The organism is Micromonospora sp. NBC_00858, from assembly GCF_045207365.1.
Lineage (GTDB): Bacteria > Actinomycetota > Actinomycetes > Mycobacteriales > Micromonosporaceae > Micromonospora.
Map to the genome: position 1 here is coordinate 6,175,600 of NZ_CP108828.1, position 15,588 is coordinate 6,191,187.

The following is a 15,588-nucleotide window of genomic DNA, read 5'->3' on the forward strand; positions in this document are numbered from 1 at the left end:
CTCGGGCGGCGTAGGGTCGGAGCATGGCCACGCCTCAGACCCCCTACGACGCGGTGCTGCACGCCGCACGCGACGTGACCAAGCTGGAGTCCGCGCTGGACGCCGAGATGCTGGGCAGCGCACTGCTGGGCAGCGTCTACGCGATCGCGGAGACCGACCGCGACACCGCCGTACGGGAGTTCGTCACCGGGTTCCTCGCCGCCACCGCCCGCCGCCGGATCGCTGCGGCAACCACCATCCGGCAGGTCTTCGCCGCGCTCGTCCCCAACGCCGAGGGCACCGAGCGGGTGCGCCCGGGCAGCCAGACACCGGCCTGGGCCGAGCAGCTCGGCCGGGTGCACCTGACCGGCAGTTGGGCGTACGGCGATGTGTACGGCGACCAGACCTCCTACCTCGCCACCTTCGCCTACGACGACGAGGCCGGCGGCCCCGAACACGCGCTGGTGGCCCTGGTGGACCACAACATCGGGATCACCAAGGACATCTTCGTCGGCGGGCCGGCGGAACGGATCCTGGACCAGGTCCGGCAGATGTGCGCGGACGACGAGCTGACCTGGTTCCGCACCGAGGATCCGGCCCGGCTGCGCGGCGAGGTGGCCCGGCATCTCGCGGTCACCGACGACCTGGGCGAGCTGCCCGGCGAGGGCTCGCTCTCCACCGACCGCGCGCTGGTCGGCCTCCGGCTGGCGGTGCTGCCCACCGCCGCCGACCCGACCGGCCCGGCGGAGGTCGAGCCGCTCTCCGCCGCTGAGCGCACCGACCTGGTCCGGCGGTTCCTGGCCGCGCCGGAGGCCACCCGGTTCGGGCTGGACACCGTCGACGGCCCGGAGCTGGCCTCGCTGCACTTCTGCCTGAGTCTGCTGCTGGACCACTCGGCGACCTTCCCGGACGCTGACCCGATGCGGTGGAGCCCCGCGGTGTCCGGGCTGTTCCTGCTCGACTGGGTGCACCGCCGCGCGGTGCTGGACATGGACGACGCGGCGATGCTGCCCAGGGTCCTGCGCGCCTGGGCCCGGTACGCGTCGCGCCAGCGCGGGTTGCCCGAGTCGGCCGCCGCGCGCACCGACGAGGCGATCGAGGAGATGGTGCCGGAGTTCGCCCGCCTCTACTCCACCGGTGAGCGGCGCAGCCCGGCCACCGCAGCCGTCGCCCAGCTGATGGCCGACGGGGTGGACCCGGACGACCCGGCCGCCCTCGACGCCTGGATCGAGGCGAACCGGCACCGCCTCGCCGACGACGGCGCCTGACGGCATGCCGGCCGGGCGGCATTTCTCGCCGCCCGGGCGGGTGCCAGGCCCGGTCTCCGCGCAGCCGGCCCGGTCTCCGCGCGGCAGGCGCGGTCAGCGCAGCAGGCCGAAGACCAGCCCGGCGATGAGTGCGCCGAGCACACCGCCAGCCAGCACCTGTGGCACGGTGTGGTCGCGCAGCCGCACTCGGGACCAGCCGACGACGGCCAGCAGCGGCGCGGCGAAGAGCAGCCGGGCACCGAAGGTCAGCGCAAGGATGACCAGCGTGCCGGCGGCCACCGCCGAGTGGATCGACATCTTCCACCAGTGGCTCACCGACACGGCGACCACCAGACCGACCAGCCCGGCCACCGCCAGCGCCAGCAGCGGGCGGGGCGCGCCGAGCACGGCGAGCAGGGCCAGCCCGGCGGCGACCGAGCCGAGGCCGACCAGTAGCGGTACCCGACGCTGCTCCCGACGGCCGATGTGGTGGTCGGTGAGCCGGCCGCGGCGTACCCCGCCGACGATGTAGGCGAACGGAATGCCGGTGACGAAGAGCGTGGCGAGCAGGCCCCACGCCAGGCCGTGACTCGCGCGCCGGGCGCTGTGCCAGCTCACGGCGACCATCAGCAGCGACACCAGCACGGCCGGGGCGGTCAGCTCGGTGACGAGCCGGGCGACCCGCAGCCCGGGGCCGGGCCGGGTGGTGACCGGGCGGAGTTCCGCACCGCCGCCCACGCCACCCCCTCCGGTACGCGCCTACCGCCGACCACCGCCGGCACCGGCTCGGTCGCGCCTGATCGTCACCGTACCGCCGGGGACACCGTGGGGTGCGTCGGTCCGGCCAGCGGCGACCGGCTCACCGTGGGCGTGGACGGGGCGGTCGGGCTGGGCCGGCTGCCCGATGCACCGGGGGTGGCGGTCGGCGTGGGCGTGCTGGCCGGTACGGACGGTGTGCTGGTCGGCGATGCGGTCGGGGTCGAGGAATCGGTCTCGGTCGGCGTCGCCGGCACGGTTGGCGTCGGACTCGGGGTCGGGTCCGGCGGGTCGGTCGGCGAACCGGTCGGCGACGGCACCGGCGACGGGCTGGGCGGGGACGGGGACGGCGGTCTGCTCCGGGTGGGCCTCGGTGCTGGCGGCGGTACCGCATGACGTGCGGGCTCCGCGTTGGCGGCAGCCGGCGCGGGCCCCGGCCGTTCCGGGACACGTCGGGGAGCGGCGGGCAGCCAGCCATCGGTGGCGGTCGGGCCGACGTTGGGCGTGGCGGGTGGCGGAAGCGCCGGCTGGCTGGTCATCGGCAGCGGGATCACCACCGGCCCGACCGACGGAGTGGGGATGAAGGGGGTGCTGCTGTCCGGTAGCGCGGTGCTGCCCGACGTTGCCGAGCCCGCGCTGATCGCGGCGAGGATGGGCATCGAGGCGGTGCCGGCCAGCAGCGCGACGGTGAGCAGGTAACCGCGGGAGGGGCTGCCGGCGCCGGGGGCGCGGTGCGCGCCGACCACCGGGCGGTAGCCGCCGGGCGACCGGTGCCGGCCGAGCGCCGGTGTGCCGGGACCGTCACCTGGCTCGTGCACCGCACACCCCTTGTCGTCGGCTTCGGAAGGACGCGGACGGACACCGTCGGCTGAAAAACACCGGCAAAGCACCCGATCAGCACGATCCTGCGGTAATCAGCCTCGCCTAGTTACCCTGCGTTAGCCAACCTCCACCGCGTGTCGACACGCGGAGATGACCGAACGATGACGAACCGTCGCCGGACCGCCTAGCGCCCACGTCGCGGCATCATGGCGACAAAGGACGTCAAAGGGTGGGCGGTCGGAATGCGGGGCGGGCGTACTGTGGGCGCGCTCACCTGCTCTGCGAATATGGAGCACGACGGCAACGCAGCCGTGACCTCCGCGCACCCTCGCGGCAGGCGCGGTTGAGCGCCGGCGCTCCCGAACCGGGTTCGGCCAGAATCCGGCTCACGCCGCGCGGCAACCCCCACCGGGGCTAGGCGCGGCCGCCAGGAACCGGTCCGGCAGCAGCCGGACAGGCGCACGAGTTGCGCGGCCGGGTGACCCCCCGGTGCCGACGCAGACATGACAGGGAGAGACGGATGGCAAAGGGCGACCCCGGGGGCACCACCCGCAGCAGGCGGGCGGCACCCCGCTCCAGGAAGAGCGCGGCTGGCAATCCCGAGCTGGTGCAGCTGCTCACCCCCGAAGGCGAGCGGATCGAGAGCGTCACAGGGCCGGACGGCATCGAGTACCGCGTCGACTTCACCGACGAGGAGTACCGCGGGCTCTACCGCGACCTGGTGCTGGTCCGCAAGCTCGACGCCGAGGCGACCGCGCTCCAGCGGCAGGGCGAGCTGGGCATCTGGGCCAGTCTGCTCGGCCAGGAGGCGGCCCAGGTCGGCTCCGGGCGCGCGCTGCGCACCCAGGACATGGCCTTCCCGACCTACCGGGAGCACGGCGTCCTCTACTGCCGGGGCATCGACCCGATCATGCCGCTCGGCCTGTTCCGCGGCGTCGACCAGGGCGGCTGGGACCCGAACGAGTTCAAGTTCAACATGTACACGATCGTGATCGGGGCGCAGACCCTGCACGCGACCGGCTACGCCATGGGCATCACCATGGACGGCAAGACCGGCACCGACGACGGCGAAGCGGTGATCGCCTACTTCGGCGACGGGGCCACCAGCCAGGGTGACGTCAACGAGGCATTTGTCTGGGCCGGCGTGTTCAACGCGCCAATGGTCTTCTTCTGCCAGAACAACCAGTACGCGATCTCCGAGCCTCTGGAGCGGCAGACCCGCATCCCGCTCTACCAGCGGGCCGCCGGCTTCGGCTTCCCCGGCATCCGGGTGGACGGCAACGACGTGCTGGCCACCTACGCGGTCACCCGTACCGCGCTGGACAACGCCCGGCACGGGCAGGGCCCGAGCCTGATCGAGGCGTACACCTACCGGATGGGCGCGCACACCACCTCCGACGACCCGACCCGTTACCGGATCGCCAGCGAGGTCGAGGCGTGGCAGGCCAAGGACCCGATCGCCCGGGTCAAGGCCTTCCTGGAGAAGCAGCAGATCGCCGACGCCGACTTCTTCGCCGAGGTCGACGAGCAGGCCCGCCGCGAGTCGGTGCACCTGCGCGAGCGGGTGCTCGCCATGCCCAACCCGGAGCCGGTGACGATGTTCGACCACGTCTACCCCAACGGGTCTCCGCTGCTCGACGAGCAGCGCACGCAGTTCAGCCGCTACATGGAGTCGTTCGAGGGGAGCGCCCACTGATGGCCACGGAGACGCTCACCCTCGGCAAGGCCCTCAACACCGGTCTGCGCCGCGCCCTTGAGAACGACCCCAAGGTCATCATCATGGGCGAGGACGTCGGCAAGCTCGGCGGCGTCTTCCGGATCACCGACGGGCTCCAGAAGGACTTCGGCGACGACCGGGTTATCGACACCCCGTTGGCCGAGTCCGGCATCATCGGCACCGCAGTCGGCCTGGCCATCCGCGGCTACCGCCCGGTCTGCGAGATCCAGTTCGACGGCTTCGTCTACCCCGCGTACGACCAGATCGTGTCGCAGGTGGCGAAGATGCACTACCGCTCGCGCGGCAAGCTCAACATCCCGATGGTGATCCGGATCCCGTTCGGCGGCGGCATCGGCGCGGTCGAGCACCACTCCGAGTCGCCGGAGGCGTACTTCGCGCACACCGCCGGCCTGAAGGTGGTGTCCTGCGCCAACCCGCAGGACGCGTACGTGATGATCCAGCAGGCCATCGCCTCGGACGACCCGATCGTCTTCCTGGAGCCCAAGCGCCGCTACTGGGAGAAGGGTCCGGTCGACCTGGACGCGCCGCTGGCCGACGCGTACCCGCTGCACTCGGCCCGGGTGGTGCGGCCCGGCACCGACGTCACCGTGCTGGCCTACGGGCCGATGGTGCGGACGTGCCTGGAGGCGGCGACCGCCGCCGCCGAGGACGGCCGGGAGTTGGAGGTCATCGACCTGCGCTCGCTCTCCCCGCTGGACCTGACCGCGGCGTACGAGTCGGTGAAGCGCACCGGCCGCGCCGTGGTGGTGCACGAGGCGCCGTCGAACATCGGCCTCGGCGCCGAGTTGGCCGCGCGGATCACCGAGGAGTGCTTCTACTCCCTGGAGTCACCGGTGCTGCGGGTGACCGGCTTCGACATCCCCTACCCGGCCGCCCGGGTGGAGGAGGAGTACCTGCCCGACCTGGACCGGGTGCTCGACGCCGTCGACCGCTCCTTCGGCTGGTGAGCGGCATGTCCCGGATCAAGGAATTCAACCTGCCCGACCTGGGCGAGGGGTTGACCGAGGGCGAGATCCTGTCCTGGCTGGTCAAGGTCGGCGACACCATCGAGCTGAACCAGCCGATCGTCGAGGTGGAGACGGCCAAGGCGGCCGTGGAGATCCCGGCGAAGTGGGCCGGGCAGGTGCACGCGATCTTCCACCCGGAGGGCACCACGGTCGAGGTCGGCACGCCGATCATCGCGATCGACACCGACCCGGGCGCCGGCCCGCTGGCCGAGCCGTCGACCACGGCCACGCCCGGCGGCTCCCTGCCCACCCCGTCGGCGGCCTCGCTGGCCGCGGTCGAGGTGGCACCGGCCGAGGGCATGGTGGAGCCTGGCCTGATCGGCGGTCCCGCCCCGGGTGGCCGGACCGCGGTGCTGGTCGGCTACGGCCCCCGCACCACCTCCGCGAAGCGCCGCCCGCGCAAGGGTGGCGTCCCCGCGCAGGCCGAGGCGACGCCGGTCGCGCCGGTCGCGCCGGTCGCGCCGGCTCCACAGCCGGCAGCCGTGCCGGCGCCTGGGCAGAACGGCCAGGGCGCTCCGCTGGCCGGCGGGCTGGTCCTGGCCAAGCCGCCGGTGCGCAAGCTCGCCAAGGACCTCGGCGTCGACCTGCGCACGCTGACCGGTTCGGGTCCGCTGGGCTCGATCACCCGGGAGGACGTGCAGCAGGCGGCGAGCGGGGCCGTGGCGGCGGCCGAGCCGATCGCGGTGACGTCGGCGGCCACGAGCGCCGCGAGCTTCGGCGCCGACCGCGAGCAGCGCATCCCGGTCAAGGGGGTACGCAAGCTCACCGCCGAGAACATGTCCCGCTCGGCGTTCACCGCCCCGCATGTGACGGAGTTCCTGACCGTCGACGTGACCCGGGCGATGAAGGCGCTCGACCGGCTGCGCGACCGGCGGGAGTGGCGCGACGTCCGGGTCTCGCCGCTGCTGCTGGTGGCGAAGGCCGTGCTGCTGGCGGTCAAGCGTCATCCGATGGTCAACTCGACCTGGGCCGGCGACGAGATCGTGGTCAAGGAGTACGTCAACCTCGGTATCGCGGCGGCCACCGAGCGCGGCCTGATCGTGCCGAACGTGAAGGACGCCGGCCGGCTCTCGCTGCGCGAGCTGGCGGACGCGCTGACCGATCTGGTGCAGACGGCGAAGTCCGGGCGCACCTCGCCGGCTGACATGTCCGGCGGCACCCTGACCATCACCAACGTCGGGGTGTTCGGGGTGGACACCGGCACGCCCATCCTGCCGCCGGGTGAGTCGGCGATCCTGGCCTTCGGCGCGGTGCGGGAGATGCCCTGGGTGCACAAGGGCAAGGTCAAGGTGCGTCAGGTCACCACGCTGGGGCTGAGCTTCGACCACCGGATCATCGATGGTGAACTGGGCTCGAAGTTCCTGCGCGACATCGGCGACTTCCTCGCCGACCCGGAGGCGGCGCTGCTCGCCTGGACCTGACCGTCCGAACACCAGGCCACGGCCGGTGTGCCACGGGTTAATCCCCGGCACACCGGCCGTGTCCGTTCAGCAAACGAAACCGTCGCCCACCAGGCCCTCTGACCTTTGATTGTTAGGCAGGTGTCCCAGCTCACCTAATAATCGATGGAAGTTGACCCGGTTCTGAGGTTAAATAGAGCCATCAAGGGCTGACAACCGAATAGCCAGGGGGACCCACCAATGAGCATGATCGAGCGCATCCGCAACCACCGCGACGCCACCCGCCGCGCCCGTGCCATCGAGCACGCGCTGCGGTCCGCGAGCTCGCCGGCGGTCCGCGACGAACTCCTCGTCATCGCCCAGCGTCACATGAGCTGACGCTCCACCACTTTCCTCACCTCCTCCAGATCGATGGCCCACCCGGCGAACCGGGTGGGCCATCGGCGTTTCACCGCGCCTCGGCACCGGGATTCCGCCCTGCCGCAGCGCCCGGTACGGTGGGCTTCGGTCACCGCCCGCTGGCCCGGCACATGCCGATCCGATAGAAGCTGCTCGACACCGACCGGCAACGCGGAGTGACGACCGGTGCTCCTTGGACGCGCTGTGCGGCTACCGGATACCGTGCGGGGAGCCGGCACGGCGGTACGCCGGTGAAGCCGGCAGCCATGCCGAGGAGACCGATCGGCACCGGCGGCCGACATGTGATGGAGGAGGCGCACCCATGACGTCCGAGGGCCCGCACCGCCCCGGCCAGGAGCCGGACGAGGTGTCACCGGGCGCCGGCGGACCGGCGCCGTACGGCGACCGCCCGGCGCAGCCGGACAACGGTTACAACGCCGCCGGCCCCGACCTTGGCTGGGCGCCCCCACCGCCGACCGGGCAGAACCCATCGGCACCGGCTTGGGCGGCCCAGTCGGAGCAGCCACCGAACCCCGCCTGGGGTTCCGGCGCCGCGCCGCAGCCCTCCGACCCGCCCCAGCCCGCCTGGGCCACCGGCGGTGGTGCGAACGACGCGCCGCAGCAGCCCGGCGCCTGGCCCGCCAGCGAACCGGACCACGCGCAGCCCGCCCCGTGGGCTGGGCAGCAGCAGGGCTGGACGCCAGCCGAGCAGAGTGCCCCCACCTGGGCCGCGGCTGCCGCCGAGCAGCCCGACTGGGCGCAGGCCCAGCCGGCCGCGCGGGGTGCCGCGCAGGTGCCGCCGGCCACCGCCGCCTGGCCGGCTCAGGAAGACCCAGCCCGCTCCGGCGGCTGGAGCACCGACTCCCCGCAGGACGACCAGGCCCGCTCCGGCGGCTGGGGCGGGGCGGCGCAGGCCAACCCACCCGCCGCTGACTGGCGCGGCGCCGAGTCACAGCAGCCCGAGTCCGCGCAGGCCGGCGGCTGGTCCGGCGGCAGCGGTCAGCAGGACGACCCGGCCGGCTCCGGCGGCTGGGCCACCGGCGCTGCCGCGCGCGACGACCAGCCGGTGTGGACGCCGGCCGAGCAGTCCCCCCAGACCTGGGGCCAGGCCGCCGAGCAGACCGAGCAGCCGGCCCCCGGCTGGGGGCAGGCCGAGCCGGCCGCGGCACGTGGCGCGGCCCAGGTGCCGGCACCGGCGGCAAACTGGCCCAGCCAGGACGACCCGGCCCGCTCCGGCGGCTGGGCCGCACAGCAGCAGCAGGCGCAGCCCGGTGGCTGGGGCGACGGCGCTGACGTGAAGCAGGACGAGGCCGCGCAGCCGGCCGCCTGGGGTGGCGCCGAGAGCCGCCCGCAGCAGCCGGACTGGGTGCTCTCGGCCCAGGACCAGCCGGCCGAACGGCCGGAGCAGGCGGGATGGACCCCGGAGCAGGCCGGCACCCCGGCGCGGGCCAGCGCCAGCGTGCCGGGCAACGACGGGACGCCCGCCTGGGCCGCCGCCCCGGACAATGCCGCCCAGGGCAGCGCCGCTGTGCCGGCCACCCAGCCGTGGGCACCCGGCGAGGTGTGGGGTCGCGCCGAGGCGGAGGCCTCCGCCCAGTCCCGCGGTGGCTGGGAGTCCGACCGGGGCGACGAGCCACCGGCCTACCAGCCCGGGCCCGCGCCGGGCATCTCGCCGGCCAACGCGGTGCCGCTTCCGCCACAGGAGCAGCGCGTACCGGGCGCCAGCCTGGCCGCCGCCCCGCCGGTCGACTACGCGCCACCCGCCCAGTTCGCCGCGATCCCCGAGCAGCCGGCGTACGCCGAGCGGGAGCAGTCGGACGCCCCCGCACAGTACGAGGCCGAGCCGGCCGGCTGGGGCCGGGCCGAGGATGCCTCGGCAGGCGCCGCGGTGGTGCCCGCCCCGCGTACCTCTCCGGAATCCGGAGCGGGCCGTGCGGTCGTACCGGTGCCGGAGGCCGAGTCGGCGGCCGGCGCGGTGGGCCGGGCCTCGGCGAGCGCCTCCGTGCCACTGGCCAGCCGGGTGATGCCCCCGACCGACCAGGCCATCCGGCCGGCCGGCGCGCCCGCGCCACAGCCCCGGGTGTACGGCCGTCCGGCGCAATCCGAGCCGGAGCAGGCAGCGCCGGAGGCGTTCCAGGCCGACCCGGGCATTGAGCGCCAGAGCGCACCGGACTGGCAGAACGGCCCGGCACGCCAGGAGGCACCCGACTGGCAGAACGGCTCCGACCGCCAGGCAGCACCCGACTGGCAGAACGGCCCTGACCGCCAGGCAGCACCTGACTGGCAGAACGGCCCTGACCGGCAGGCCAGCCCCGGTTGGGGCGGCGACTCCCCGGCCGAACCGCACTTCGACGACCGGCCGGCGACTCCGAACGGGTTCGGTGAGGCGGCGTCCGCGCCGCCGGCGTTCCCGCCCGGTGTGCCGTCCTTCGTCGACGCGCCCGGGAACAACCGGCCGGTGAACGGGGTCCGGCCGCAGTCCGGTGCCGAGCGTCCGGCCGACCGGTTCGGCCCCGCTTCTTCGGCCGCCGGCACCGCCGCGGTGAACGGCACGCCCGGCTTCGGCGGACCCGGCTTCGGCGGACCGGGCTTCGGCAGCGGGCCGGCCACCGAGCCGGCACCGGGCGCCAACTTCGCGGCGGCCTTCCCGGCGGCACAGCAGGCCGCGCCGGCCTGGGGTCAGCAGGCCAGCGAGTCCGACCAGGGCCGGTTCGACTCGTTCAAGCCGGACGCTGAGGAGCCGAAGGCAGAGCCACCGGTGCCGAAGGTGCGCAACGGTCGGGTGCTGGCCGCGGTGCTGATCGCGGCGGTGCTCATCCTGGCGGTGCCGCTCGGCCTGCTGATGCTGCTCGGCAAGTTCGGCGGCGGGAACGAGGCACCCAGCTTCGACCCGGCGGTCGGCACGTGCGTGAAGCAGTCCGGTCAGGGCGCCTCGGCGGCGGACTGCGGCGAGGCCGGTGCGTTCACGATCGTTTCCAAGGTGGACGCGAAGGACAAGTGCACCGACACGACGCAGCCGCACGTGGTGCTGCCCGGCGAGGGCACCAACCGGGTGCTCTGCCTCAAGCCGGCCACCAAGTAGATCGACCGACGGCAGGGCCACGGGAATCCGTGGCCCTGCCGTCGTCGTTCGCGGGGTGGCCTGGATCTCGGCGGCTCGCCCCCTCTGGCCGACCGTGAGCCGATGGTCAGGCACGATGGGGTCATGAGCGCACGAGTACGGGCCCCCGAGCTGCGCGGTCGGGGCTGGCTGAACACCGGTGGACGCGATCTCAAGCTCGCCGACCTGCGCGGCAAGATCGTCCTGGCGGATTTTTGGACCTTCTGCTGCATCAACTGCCTGCACGTGCTCGACGAGTTGCGCCCGCTGGAGGAGAAGTACGGCGACGTGCTCGTCGTGATCGGCGTGCACTCGCCGAAGTTCGAGCACGAGAAGGACGCCGACGCGTTGGCCGCCGCCGTGGAGCGGTACGGGGTGCACCACCCCGTGCTCGACGATCCCGAGCTGGACATGTGGCAGCAGTACGCGGCCCGGGCCTGGCCGACCCTGTCGGTGATCGACCCCGAGGGGTACGTGGTGGCCACCATGGCCGGAGAGGGGCACGCCGAAGGGCTGGCCCGGCTGATCGACGAGCTGATCGCCACCCACGAGGCCAAGGGCACCCTGCACCGGGGCGACGGCCCGTACGTCCCGCCACCCGCGCCGGAGACCACGCTGCGCTTCCCGGGCAAGGCGGTGCTGCTGCCGGACGGCAACCTGCTGGTCTCCGACTCGGCCCGGCAGTCCCTGGTCGAGGTGGCCCCCGACGGTGAGACGCCGGTGCGCCGGATCGGCTCGGGCGAGCGGGGCCGGGCCGATGGGCCGGCCGGCGCGGCGACCTTCTCCGAGCCGCAGGGGCTCTGCCTGCTGCCCACGCAGGTCGCCGAGGTGGCCGGCTACGACCTGGTGGTCGCCGACACGGTCAACCACCTGCTGCGCGGCGTACGCCTGGCGTCCGGCGAGGTGGTCACCGTCGCCGGTAGCGGCCGGCAGTGGCGGGCCACGGTCGACGACCACCCGCACGACGCGCTCGCCGTGGACCTCTCGTCCCCGTGGGACCTGGCCTGGTACGACGACAAGCTGATCATCGCGATGGCCGGCATCCACCAGCTCTGGTGGTTCGATCCGATCAAGCGGACCGCTGGCATGTACGCCGGCACCACGGTCGAGGCGCTGCGCGACGGCCCGCTGGCCGAGGCGTGGATGGCGCAGCCGTCGGGGCTCTCCGTCTCCGCCGACGGCGCCCGGCTCTGGATCGCCGACAGCGAGACCAGCGCCGTCCGGTACGTCGAGAACGGGGAGCTCGGCACCGCCGTCGGGCAGGGCCTGTTCGACTTCGGGCACGTGGACGGGCCGGCGGAGTCGGCGCTGCTCCAGCACCCGCTGGGCGTGTGTGCGCTGCCGGACGGCTCGGTGCTGATCGCGGACACCTACAACGGTTCGGTCCGCCGCTTCGATCCGGCCACCGGCCAGGTGTCCACGGTCGCCGACGGGCTGGCCGAGCCGAGCGATCTCGTGCTCACCCCCGCCGGCGAGGTGCTGGTGGTCGAGTCCGCCGCGCACCGGCTGACCCGGCTCGCCCCGGGTGCGCTGTCGGCGGCGGGCGCCAGCACGGTGGACGGCCCCCGGCACCGCACCGAGCGGAAGCCGACCGACATCGCGGCGGGCGAGGTCACCCTGGACATCGTCTTCACCCCCGCGCCCGGGCAGAAGCTGGACGAGACGTACGGGCCGTCGACCCGGCTGGTGGTCTCCGCGTCCCCGCCGGAACTGCTGGTGGAGGGCGCCGGCACGGGCACCGAGCTGTCCCGCCGGCTGGTGCTCAACGGCGAGGTCACCGGCGGGGTGCTCCAGGTGACCGCCCAGGCGGCGACCTGTGACGCGGATGTCGAGCACGCCGCCTGCCATCTGACCCGGCAGGACTGGGGCGTCCCGGTCCGAGTGGTCGACGGCGCCGCGGCCCGGCTCCCGCTCGTGTTGCGCGGCCTGGACACCTAGCTGTTGGGCAGGGCCCCTTGGACGACGGAATCCGATGTCCAAGGGGCCCTTCGTTTCACGCGAACGGGGCGAGTGGGATGCCGGCGTCGATCAGCGTGGCGCGGACGAGTTCGGTGGCGGAGACCGCGCCGGGGGTGTCCCCGTGCACGCAGATCGAGTCCACCGGGCAGGGGATGACGGTGCCGTCCACCGCCACCACGGTCCGTTCGGTGACCATCCGTTCCGCCCGGTTGGCCACCTGTTCCGCGTCGGTGATCAGCGCGCCGGGTGTGCCGCGCGGCACCAGTGCCCCGTTGGGCAGGTAGCCGCGGTCGGCGAAGCCCTCGGCGACGACCGGCAGGCCCGCACCGACGGCGAGCTGGGCGAGCACCGAGCCGGGCAGGCAGAGCACGGGCATCTCGGGGTCGTGGCCGGTGACCGCGGCGACCACCGCCGCCGCCTGCGCCTCGTCGGTGCTGGCCACGTTGTAGAGCGCCCCGTGCGGCTTGAGGTAGCGGACCCGGGTGCCGAACAGCTGGCAGAACGCGTCGAGCGCGCCCAGTTGGTAGGTAATCTCGTCGCGCAGCTCGGCGAAGTCGTACGCGATGCGCCGCCGGCCGAAGCCGGCCAGGTCCCGGTAGCCGACCTGCGCGCCCACCGCGACCCCGCGCCGCGCCGCGCCCTCGCAGACCCGCCGCATGGTGGACGGGTCGCCGGCGTGGAAGCCGCAGGCGACGTTGGCGGAGGTGACCAGGTCCAGCAGCGCCTCGTCGTCACCGAGCCGCCAGATGCCGAATCCCTCGCCCAGGTCAGCGTTGAGGTCCATGGAATCTGACGGTAGTACCTGGCCGGGCCTGCGCGAGCGGGGTCACGTCGGCGACCACCCCGATAACCGGGTATCCACCGGTTGTCGGGTGGTCGGCGAGGAAGATCAGGGGTTGTCCGTCCGCCGGCACCTGCACCGCGCCGAGCACGATGCCCTCGCTGGGCAACTCGCCGGCGACCGCGCGGGGCAGCGGCGCGCCGGCGAGCCGCGCGCCGACCCGGTTGCTCACGGGGCTGACGGTGTACGCGGTGCCGAGCAGCCGGTCGAGCGCGGTCGGAGTGAACCAGTCGTCGCGGGGACCGGGGCGCAGCGTCAGGTGCAGCTCCGGCAGGGGCGCGGGGCCGACGGTCAGGTCCACCGGCGCGGGGTCGCCGAGCGGTTCGCCGAGCGGCAGCCGGTCGCCGTCACGCAGCGGGGGCGGGCCGAGCCCGGAGAGGGTGTCGGTGGCCCGGCTGCCGAGCACCGGCGGCACGTCGATCCCGCCCGCCACGGCCAGCCAACTCCGTACGCCCCGGCGGGCCGGGCCGATCCGCAGCACCGTGCCCGCCGGCACGGTGAGCGGGCGTCCAGCGTCGCCGGGTCGGTCGCCGGCCCGGACCGGCACCTCGGCGCCGGTGACCGCCACCGTGGTGGCCCGGGTGAGCCGCAGCACACAGCCGGTCAGGGTGATCTCCAGGCCGGCGGCACGCTCCGGGTTGCCGACCAGCCGGTTGGCCAGCCGCAGGGCGGCCGGGTCGAGGGCGCCGGACCGGGGTACGCCCAGGTGCGCCCAGCCGGGCCGGCCCAGGTCCTGCACGGTGGTGAGCGGGCCGGCGCGGAGCACCTCGATCTCGGCGGGCCGGGTCATGCCGCCGCCAACCGGACCGGGGTCCCCGGGCCGAGCAGGGCCGGCGGGTCGGCGTGCACGTCGAAAAGAACCAGGTCGGTCCGGCCGACCAGCAGCCAGCCGCCCGGGGACGCGCCCGGATAGATGCCGGCGTACGGGCCGGCCAGGGCGACCGAGCCGGCGGGCACCCGGGCGCGGGGGGTGGCCAGTCGGGGCAGCGCCAGTTCGGCGGGCAGCCCGGTCAGGTACGGGAAGCCGGGGGCGAAGCCGCAGAAGGCGACCCGGAACGGGGTGCCGGTCAGCCGCCGCAGCACGGCCGGCACGTCGACCCCCCAGTGCTCGGCGACCGCCGGCAGGTCCGGCCCGTCGAAGTCGACCGGGACGACCACCTCTCCACCGTCGCCCGCCCGGCCCACGTCGCCGCAGCCGTCGCGAGCGCCACATGCGCGGTCGCTGGCGGCGACGGCCGTCGAGACCGTCGGCGCCCAGAGGGAGAGCAACTCGGCCGTAGCGGCCGGATCGGGTACGCCGTCGAGCAGGACGGTGCTGGCCGCCGGCACGATCTCGATGGCGATCAGTTCGCCCTGCTCGCGACGCCGCCACAGCTCGGCTCGCCACGCCTCGACCAGGGCAGCCTCGGGCACGCCGGTGGAGGCGGTGCAGTCGAGCAGCAGGGCGTGCGCCCCGACGGGTCGGATCCGCATCCGCTCATCCTCGCCGATGTCGTGCCGGCGAGGTGTTCACGGCGACGGTGCCTGGCGTCACCAGGCCGACTACTTGAAAGTAACCTACGGTGCCGTAACCTGGAGACGTGACCACCTCCGCTCCGCTCCGACTGAAGCCGGTCGACATCGGTAAGCCCAGGATGCGCGGCTGGCTGCACACGTACGCCTTCTTCGTCGCCCTGGCCAGCGGCATCGTGCTCTGCTCGATCGCCGCCACCCGCCCGGGGTGGGCACCCCTGGTGAGCTGCGTCATCTACAGCCTGACCGTCTGCGGGCTCTTCGGCACCAGCGCGCTGTACCACCGTCGGGTGTGGTCGGAGCGTGGCTACCAGGTGATGCGCCGGATGGACCACTCGATGATCTTCGTGTTCATCGCCGGCACGTACACGCCGTTGTGCGTACAGTTGCTCGCGCCGCGACAGGCCACCCTGATGCTGGCCCTGGTCTGGGGTGGCGCGCTGGCCGGCGTGGCGCTCAAGTTGGTGTGGCCGCACGCGCCGCGCTGGGTCTCCGCACCGCTCTACCTGGCGCTCGGCTGGGTGGCGGTGGCCATGCTGCCGGAGATCCTGCACAGTGGCGGCGTCGCGGCCCTGGTGCTGCTGATCGTCGGTGGCGCGATCTACAGCGTGGGCGCGGTCTTCTACGCGCTCCGCCGGCCCAACCCGTGGCCGACCGTCTTCGGTCACCACGAGTTCTTCCACGCCTGCACCCTGCTGGCCGCGCTCTGCCACCACATCGCGATCTACTTCGCACTGTTCGCCTGACCGCACGGCGACCCGGCGCGAGCCCGACCACGGCGCGAGCCGGGACCTGGCACATGCGAGCCGGGGCCCCGCGACGCTGCGG

14 protein-coding genes are annotated in these 15,588 nt (G+C 73.9%); 10 read left to right on the forward strand and 4 right to left on the reverse strand.

Annotated features, from left to right (window positions below):
• Positions 1–23: 23 nt before the first annotated feature.
• Positions 24–1,247, forward strand: a complete 1,224-nt coding sequence (locus OG990_RS28880) for a hypothetical protein (protein ID WP_406077778.1) — start codon at positions 24–26, stop codon at positions 1,245–1,247.
• Between the two features lie 93 nt (positions 1,248–1,340).
• On the opposite strand, the gene OG990_RS28885 is transcribed toward OG990_RS28880, so the two are convergent.
• On the reverse strand, positions 1,341–1,964 hold the full coding sequence (locus OG990_RS28885; RefSeq protein WP_328422251.1) for a phosphatase PAP2 family protein: 624 nt from the start codon (positions 1,962–1,964) through the stop codon (positions 1,341–1,343).
• A gap of 87 nt (positions 1,965–2,051) precedes the next feature.
• Here OG990_RS28885 and OG990_RS28890 point away from each other — a divergent pair, with 87 nt between their 5' ends.
• The 8 genes from OG990_RS28890 to OG990_RS28925 all read left to right on the forward strand — a co-directional run bounded on the left by OG990_RS28890 (position 2,052) and on the right by OG990_RS28925 (position 12,386).
• Positions 2,052–2,378: a hypothetical protein gene (locus tag OG990_RS28890; RefSeq protein WP_386986015.1), complete on the forward strand. Its 327-nt coding sequence runs from the start codon at positions 2,052–2,054 to the stop codon at positions 2,376–2,378.
• Positions 2,379–2,462: 84 nt separating this feature from the next.
• The gene (locus OG990_RS28895; RefSeq protein WP_328422247.1) at positions 2,463–2,681 is read left to right on the forward strand and encodes a hypothetical protein; all 219 of its coding nucleotides are present in this window, start codon (positions 2,463–2,465) and stop codon (positions 2,679–2,681) included.
• A 643-nt stretch (positions 2,682–3,324) separates the two neighbouring features.
• Positions 3,325–4,500, forward strand: coding sequence for a pyruvate dehydrogenase (acetyl-transferring) E1 component subunit alpha (pdhA, locus tag OG990_RS28900; RefSeq protein WP_355600969.1), 1,176 nt, complete (start codon positions 3,325–3,327; stop codon positions 4,498–4,500).
• Complete coding sequence (locus tag OG990_RS28905) at positions 4,500–5,489, forward strand: alpha-ketoacid dehydrogenase subunit beta (protein ID WP_328422243.1); 990 nt, start codon at positions 4,500–4,502, stop codon at positions 5,487–5,489. The genes pdhA and OG990_RS28905 overlap by 1 nt, the downstream gene beginning before the upstream one ends.
• Before the next feature lie 5 nt (positions 5,490–5,494).
• Positions 5,495–6,970 (forward strand): dihydrolipoamide acetyltransferase family protein, encoded by a 1,476-nt coding sequence (locus OG990_RS28910; RefSeq protein ID WP_406081925.1) that lies wholly within the window; start codon positions 5,495–5,497, stop codon positions 6,968–6,970.
• 219 nt (positions 6,971–7,189) lie between these two features.
• On the forward strand, positions 7,190–7,327 hold the full coding sequence (locus OG990_RS28915; RefSeq protein WP_328422241.1) for a hypothetical protein: 138 nt from the start codon (positions 7,190–7,192) through the stop codon (positions 7,325–7,327).
• A gap of 343 nt (positions 7,328–7,670) precedes the next feature.
• Positions 7,671–10,430 (forward strand): hypothetical protein, encoded by a 2,760-nt coding sequence (locus tag OG990_RS28920; protein ID WP_406077779.1) that lies wholly within the window; start codon positions 7,671–7,673, stop codon positions 10,428–10,430.
• Between the two features lie 123 nt (positions 10,431–10,553).
• Positions 10,554–12,386, forward strand: coding sequence for an NHL domain-containing thioredoxin family protein (locus tag OG990_RS28925; RefSeq protein ID WP_406077780.1), 1,833 nt, complete (start codon positions 10,554–10,556; stop codon positions 12,384–12,386).
• Between the two features lie 55 nt (positions 12,387–12,441).
• On the opposite strand, the gene OG990_RS28930 is transcribed toward OG990_RS28925, so the two are convergent.
• From OG990_RS28930 to OG990_RS28940, 3 genes are read right to left on the reverse strand one after another with little or no spacing between them, the layout of a single operon-like run.
• On the reverse strand, positions 12,442–13,191 hold the full coding sequence (locus tag OG990_RS28930) for a LamB/YcsF family protein (protein ID WP_386986022.1): 750 nt from the start codon (positions 13,189–13,191) through the stop codon (positions 12,442–12,444).
• The gene (locus tag OG990_RS28935; RefSeq protein WP_406077782.1) at positions 13,175–14,038 is read right to left on the reverse strand and encodes a biotin-dependent carboxyltransferase family protein; all 864 of its coding nucleotides are present in this window, start codon (positions 14,036–14,038) and stop codon (positions 13,175–13,177) included. Before OG990_RS28935 ends, OG990_RS28930 begins: the two co-directional genes overlap by 17 nt.
• Positions 14,035–14,721 (reverse strand): allophanate hydrolase subunit 1, encoded by a 687-nt coding sequence (locus tag OG990_RS28940; RefSeq protein ID WP_406077783.1) that lies wholly within the window; start codon positions 14,719–14,721, stop codon positions 14,035–14,037. Before OG990_RS28940 ends, OG990_RS28935 begins: the two co-directional genes overlap by 4 nt.
• 107 nt (positions 14,722–14,828) lie before the next feature.
• Here OG990_RS28940 and OG990_RS28945 point away from each other — a divergent pair, with 107 nt between their 5' ends.
• Positions 14,829–15,506: a hemolysin III family protein gene (locus OG990_RS28945; protein ID WP_355600983.1), complete on the forward strand. Its 678-nt coding sequence runs from the start codon at positions 14,829–14,831 to the stop codon at positions 15,504–15,506.
• The last annotated feature ends 82 nt before the right edge of the window (positions 15,507–15,588 follow it).

What these genes read in the sequence shown, in the direction of transcription:
- OG990_RS28880 (WP_406077778.1), top strand. Translation starts at nt 24, where the DNA reads ATGGCCACGCCTCAGACCCCCTACGACGCGGTGCTGCACGCCGCACGC.
- pdhA (WP_355600969.1), top strand. Translation starts at nt 3,325, where the DNA reads ATGGCAAAGGGCGACCCCGGGGGCACCACCCGCAGCAGGCGGGCGGCA.
- OG990_RS28905 (WP_328422243.1), top strand. Translation starts at nt 4,500, where the DNA reads ATGGCCACGGAGACGCTCACCCTCGGCAAGGCCCTCAACACCGGTCTG.
- OG990_RS28910 (WP_406081925.1), top strand. Translation starts at nt 5,495, where the DNA reads ATGTCCCGGATCAAGGAATTCAACCTGCCCGACCTGGGCGAGGGGTTG.
- OG990_RS28915 (WP_328422241.1), top strand. Translation starts at nt 7,190, where the DNA reads ATGAGCATGATCGAGCGCATCCGCAACCACCGCGACGCCACCCGCCGC.
- OG990_RS28920 (WP_406077779.1), top strand. Translation starts at nt 7,671, where the DNA reads ATGACGTCCGAGGGCCCGCACCGCCCCGGCCAGGAGCCGGACGAGGTG.
- OG990_RS28925 (WP_406077780.1), top strand. Translation starts at nt 10,554, where the DNA reads ATGAGCGCACGAGTACGGGCCCCCGAGCTGCGCGGTCGGGGCTGGCTG.
- OG990_RS28930 (WP_386986022.1), bottom strand. Translation starts at nt 13,191, where the DNA reads ATGGACCTCAACGCTGACCTGGGCGAGGGATTCGGCATCTGGCGGCTC.
- OG990_RS28935 (WP_406077782.1), bottom strand. Translation starts at nt 14,038, where the DNA reads ATGACCCGGCCCGCCGAGATCGAGGTGCTCCGCGCCGGCCCGCTCACC.
- OG990_RS28940 (WP_406077783.1), bottom strand. Translation starts at nt 14,721, where the DNA reads ATGCGGATCCGACCCGTCGGGGCGCACGCCCTGCTGCTCGACTGCACC.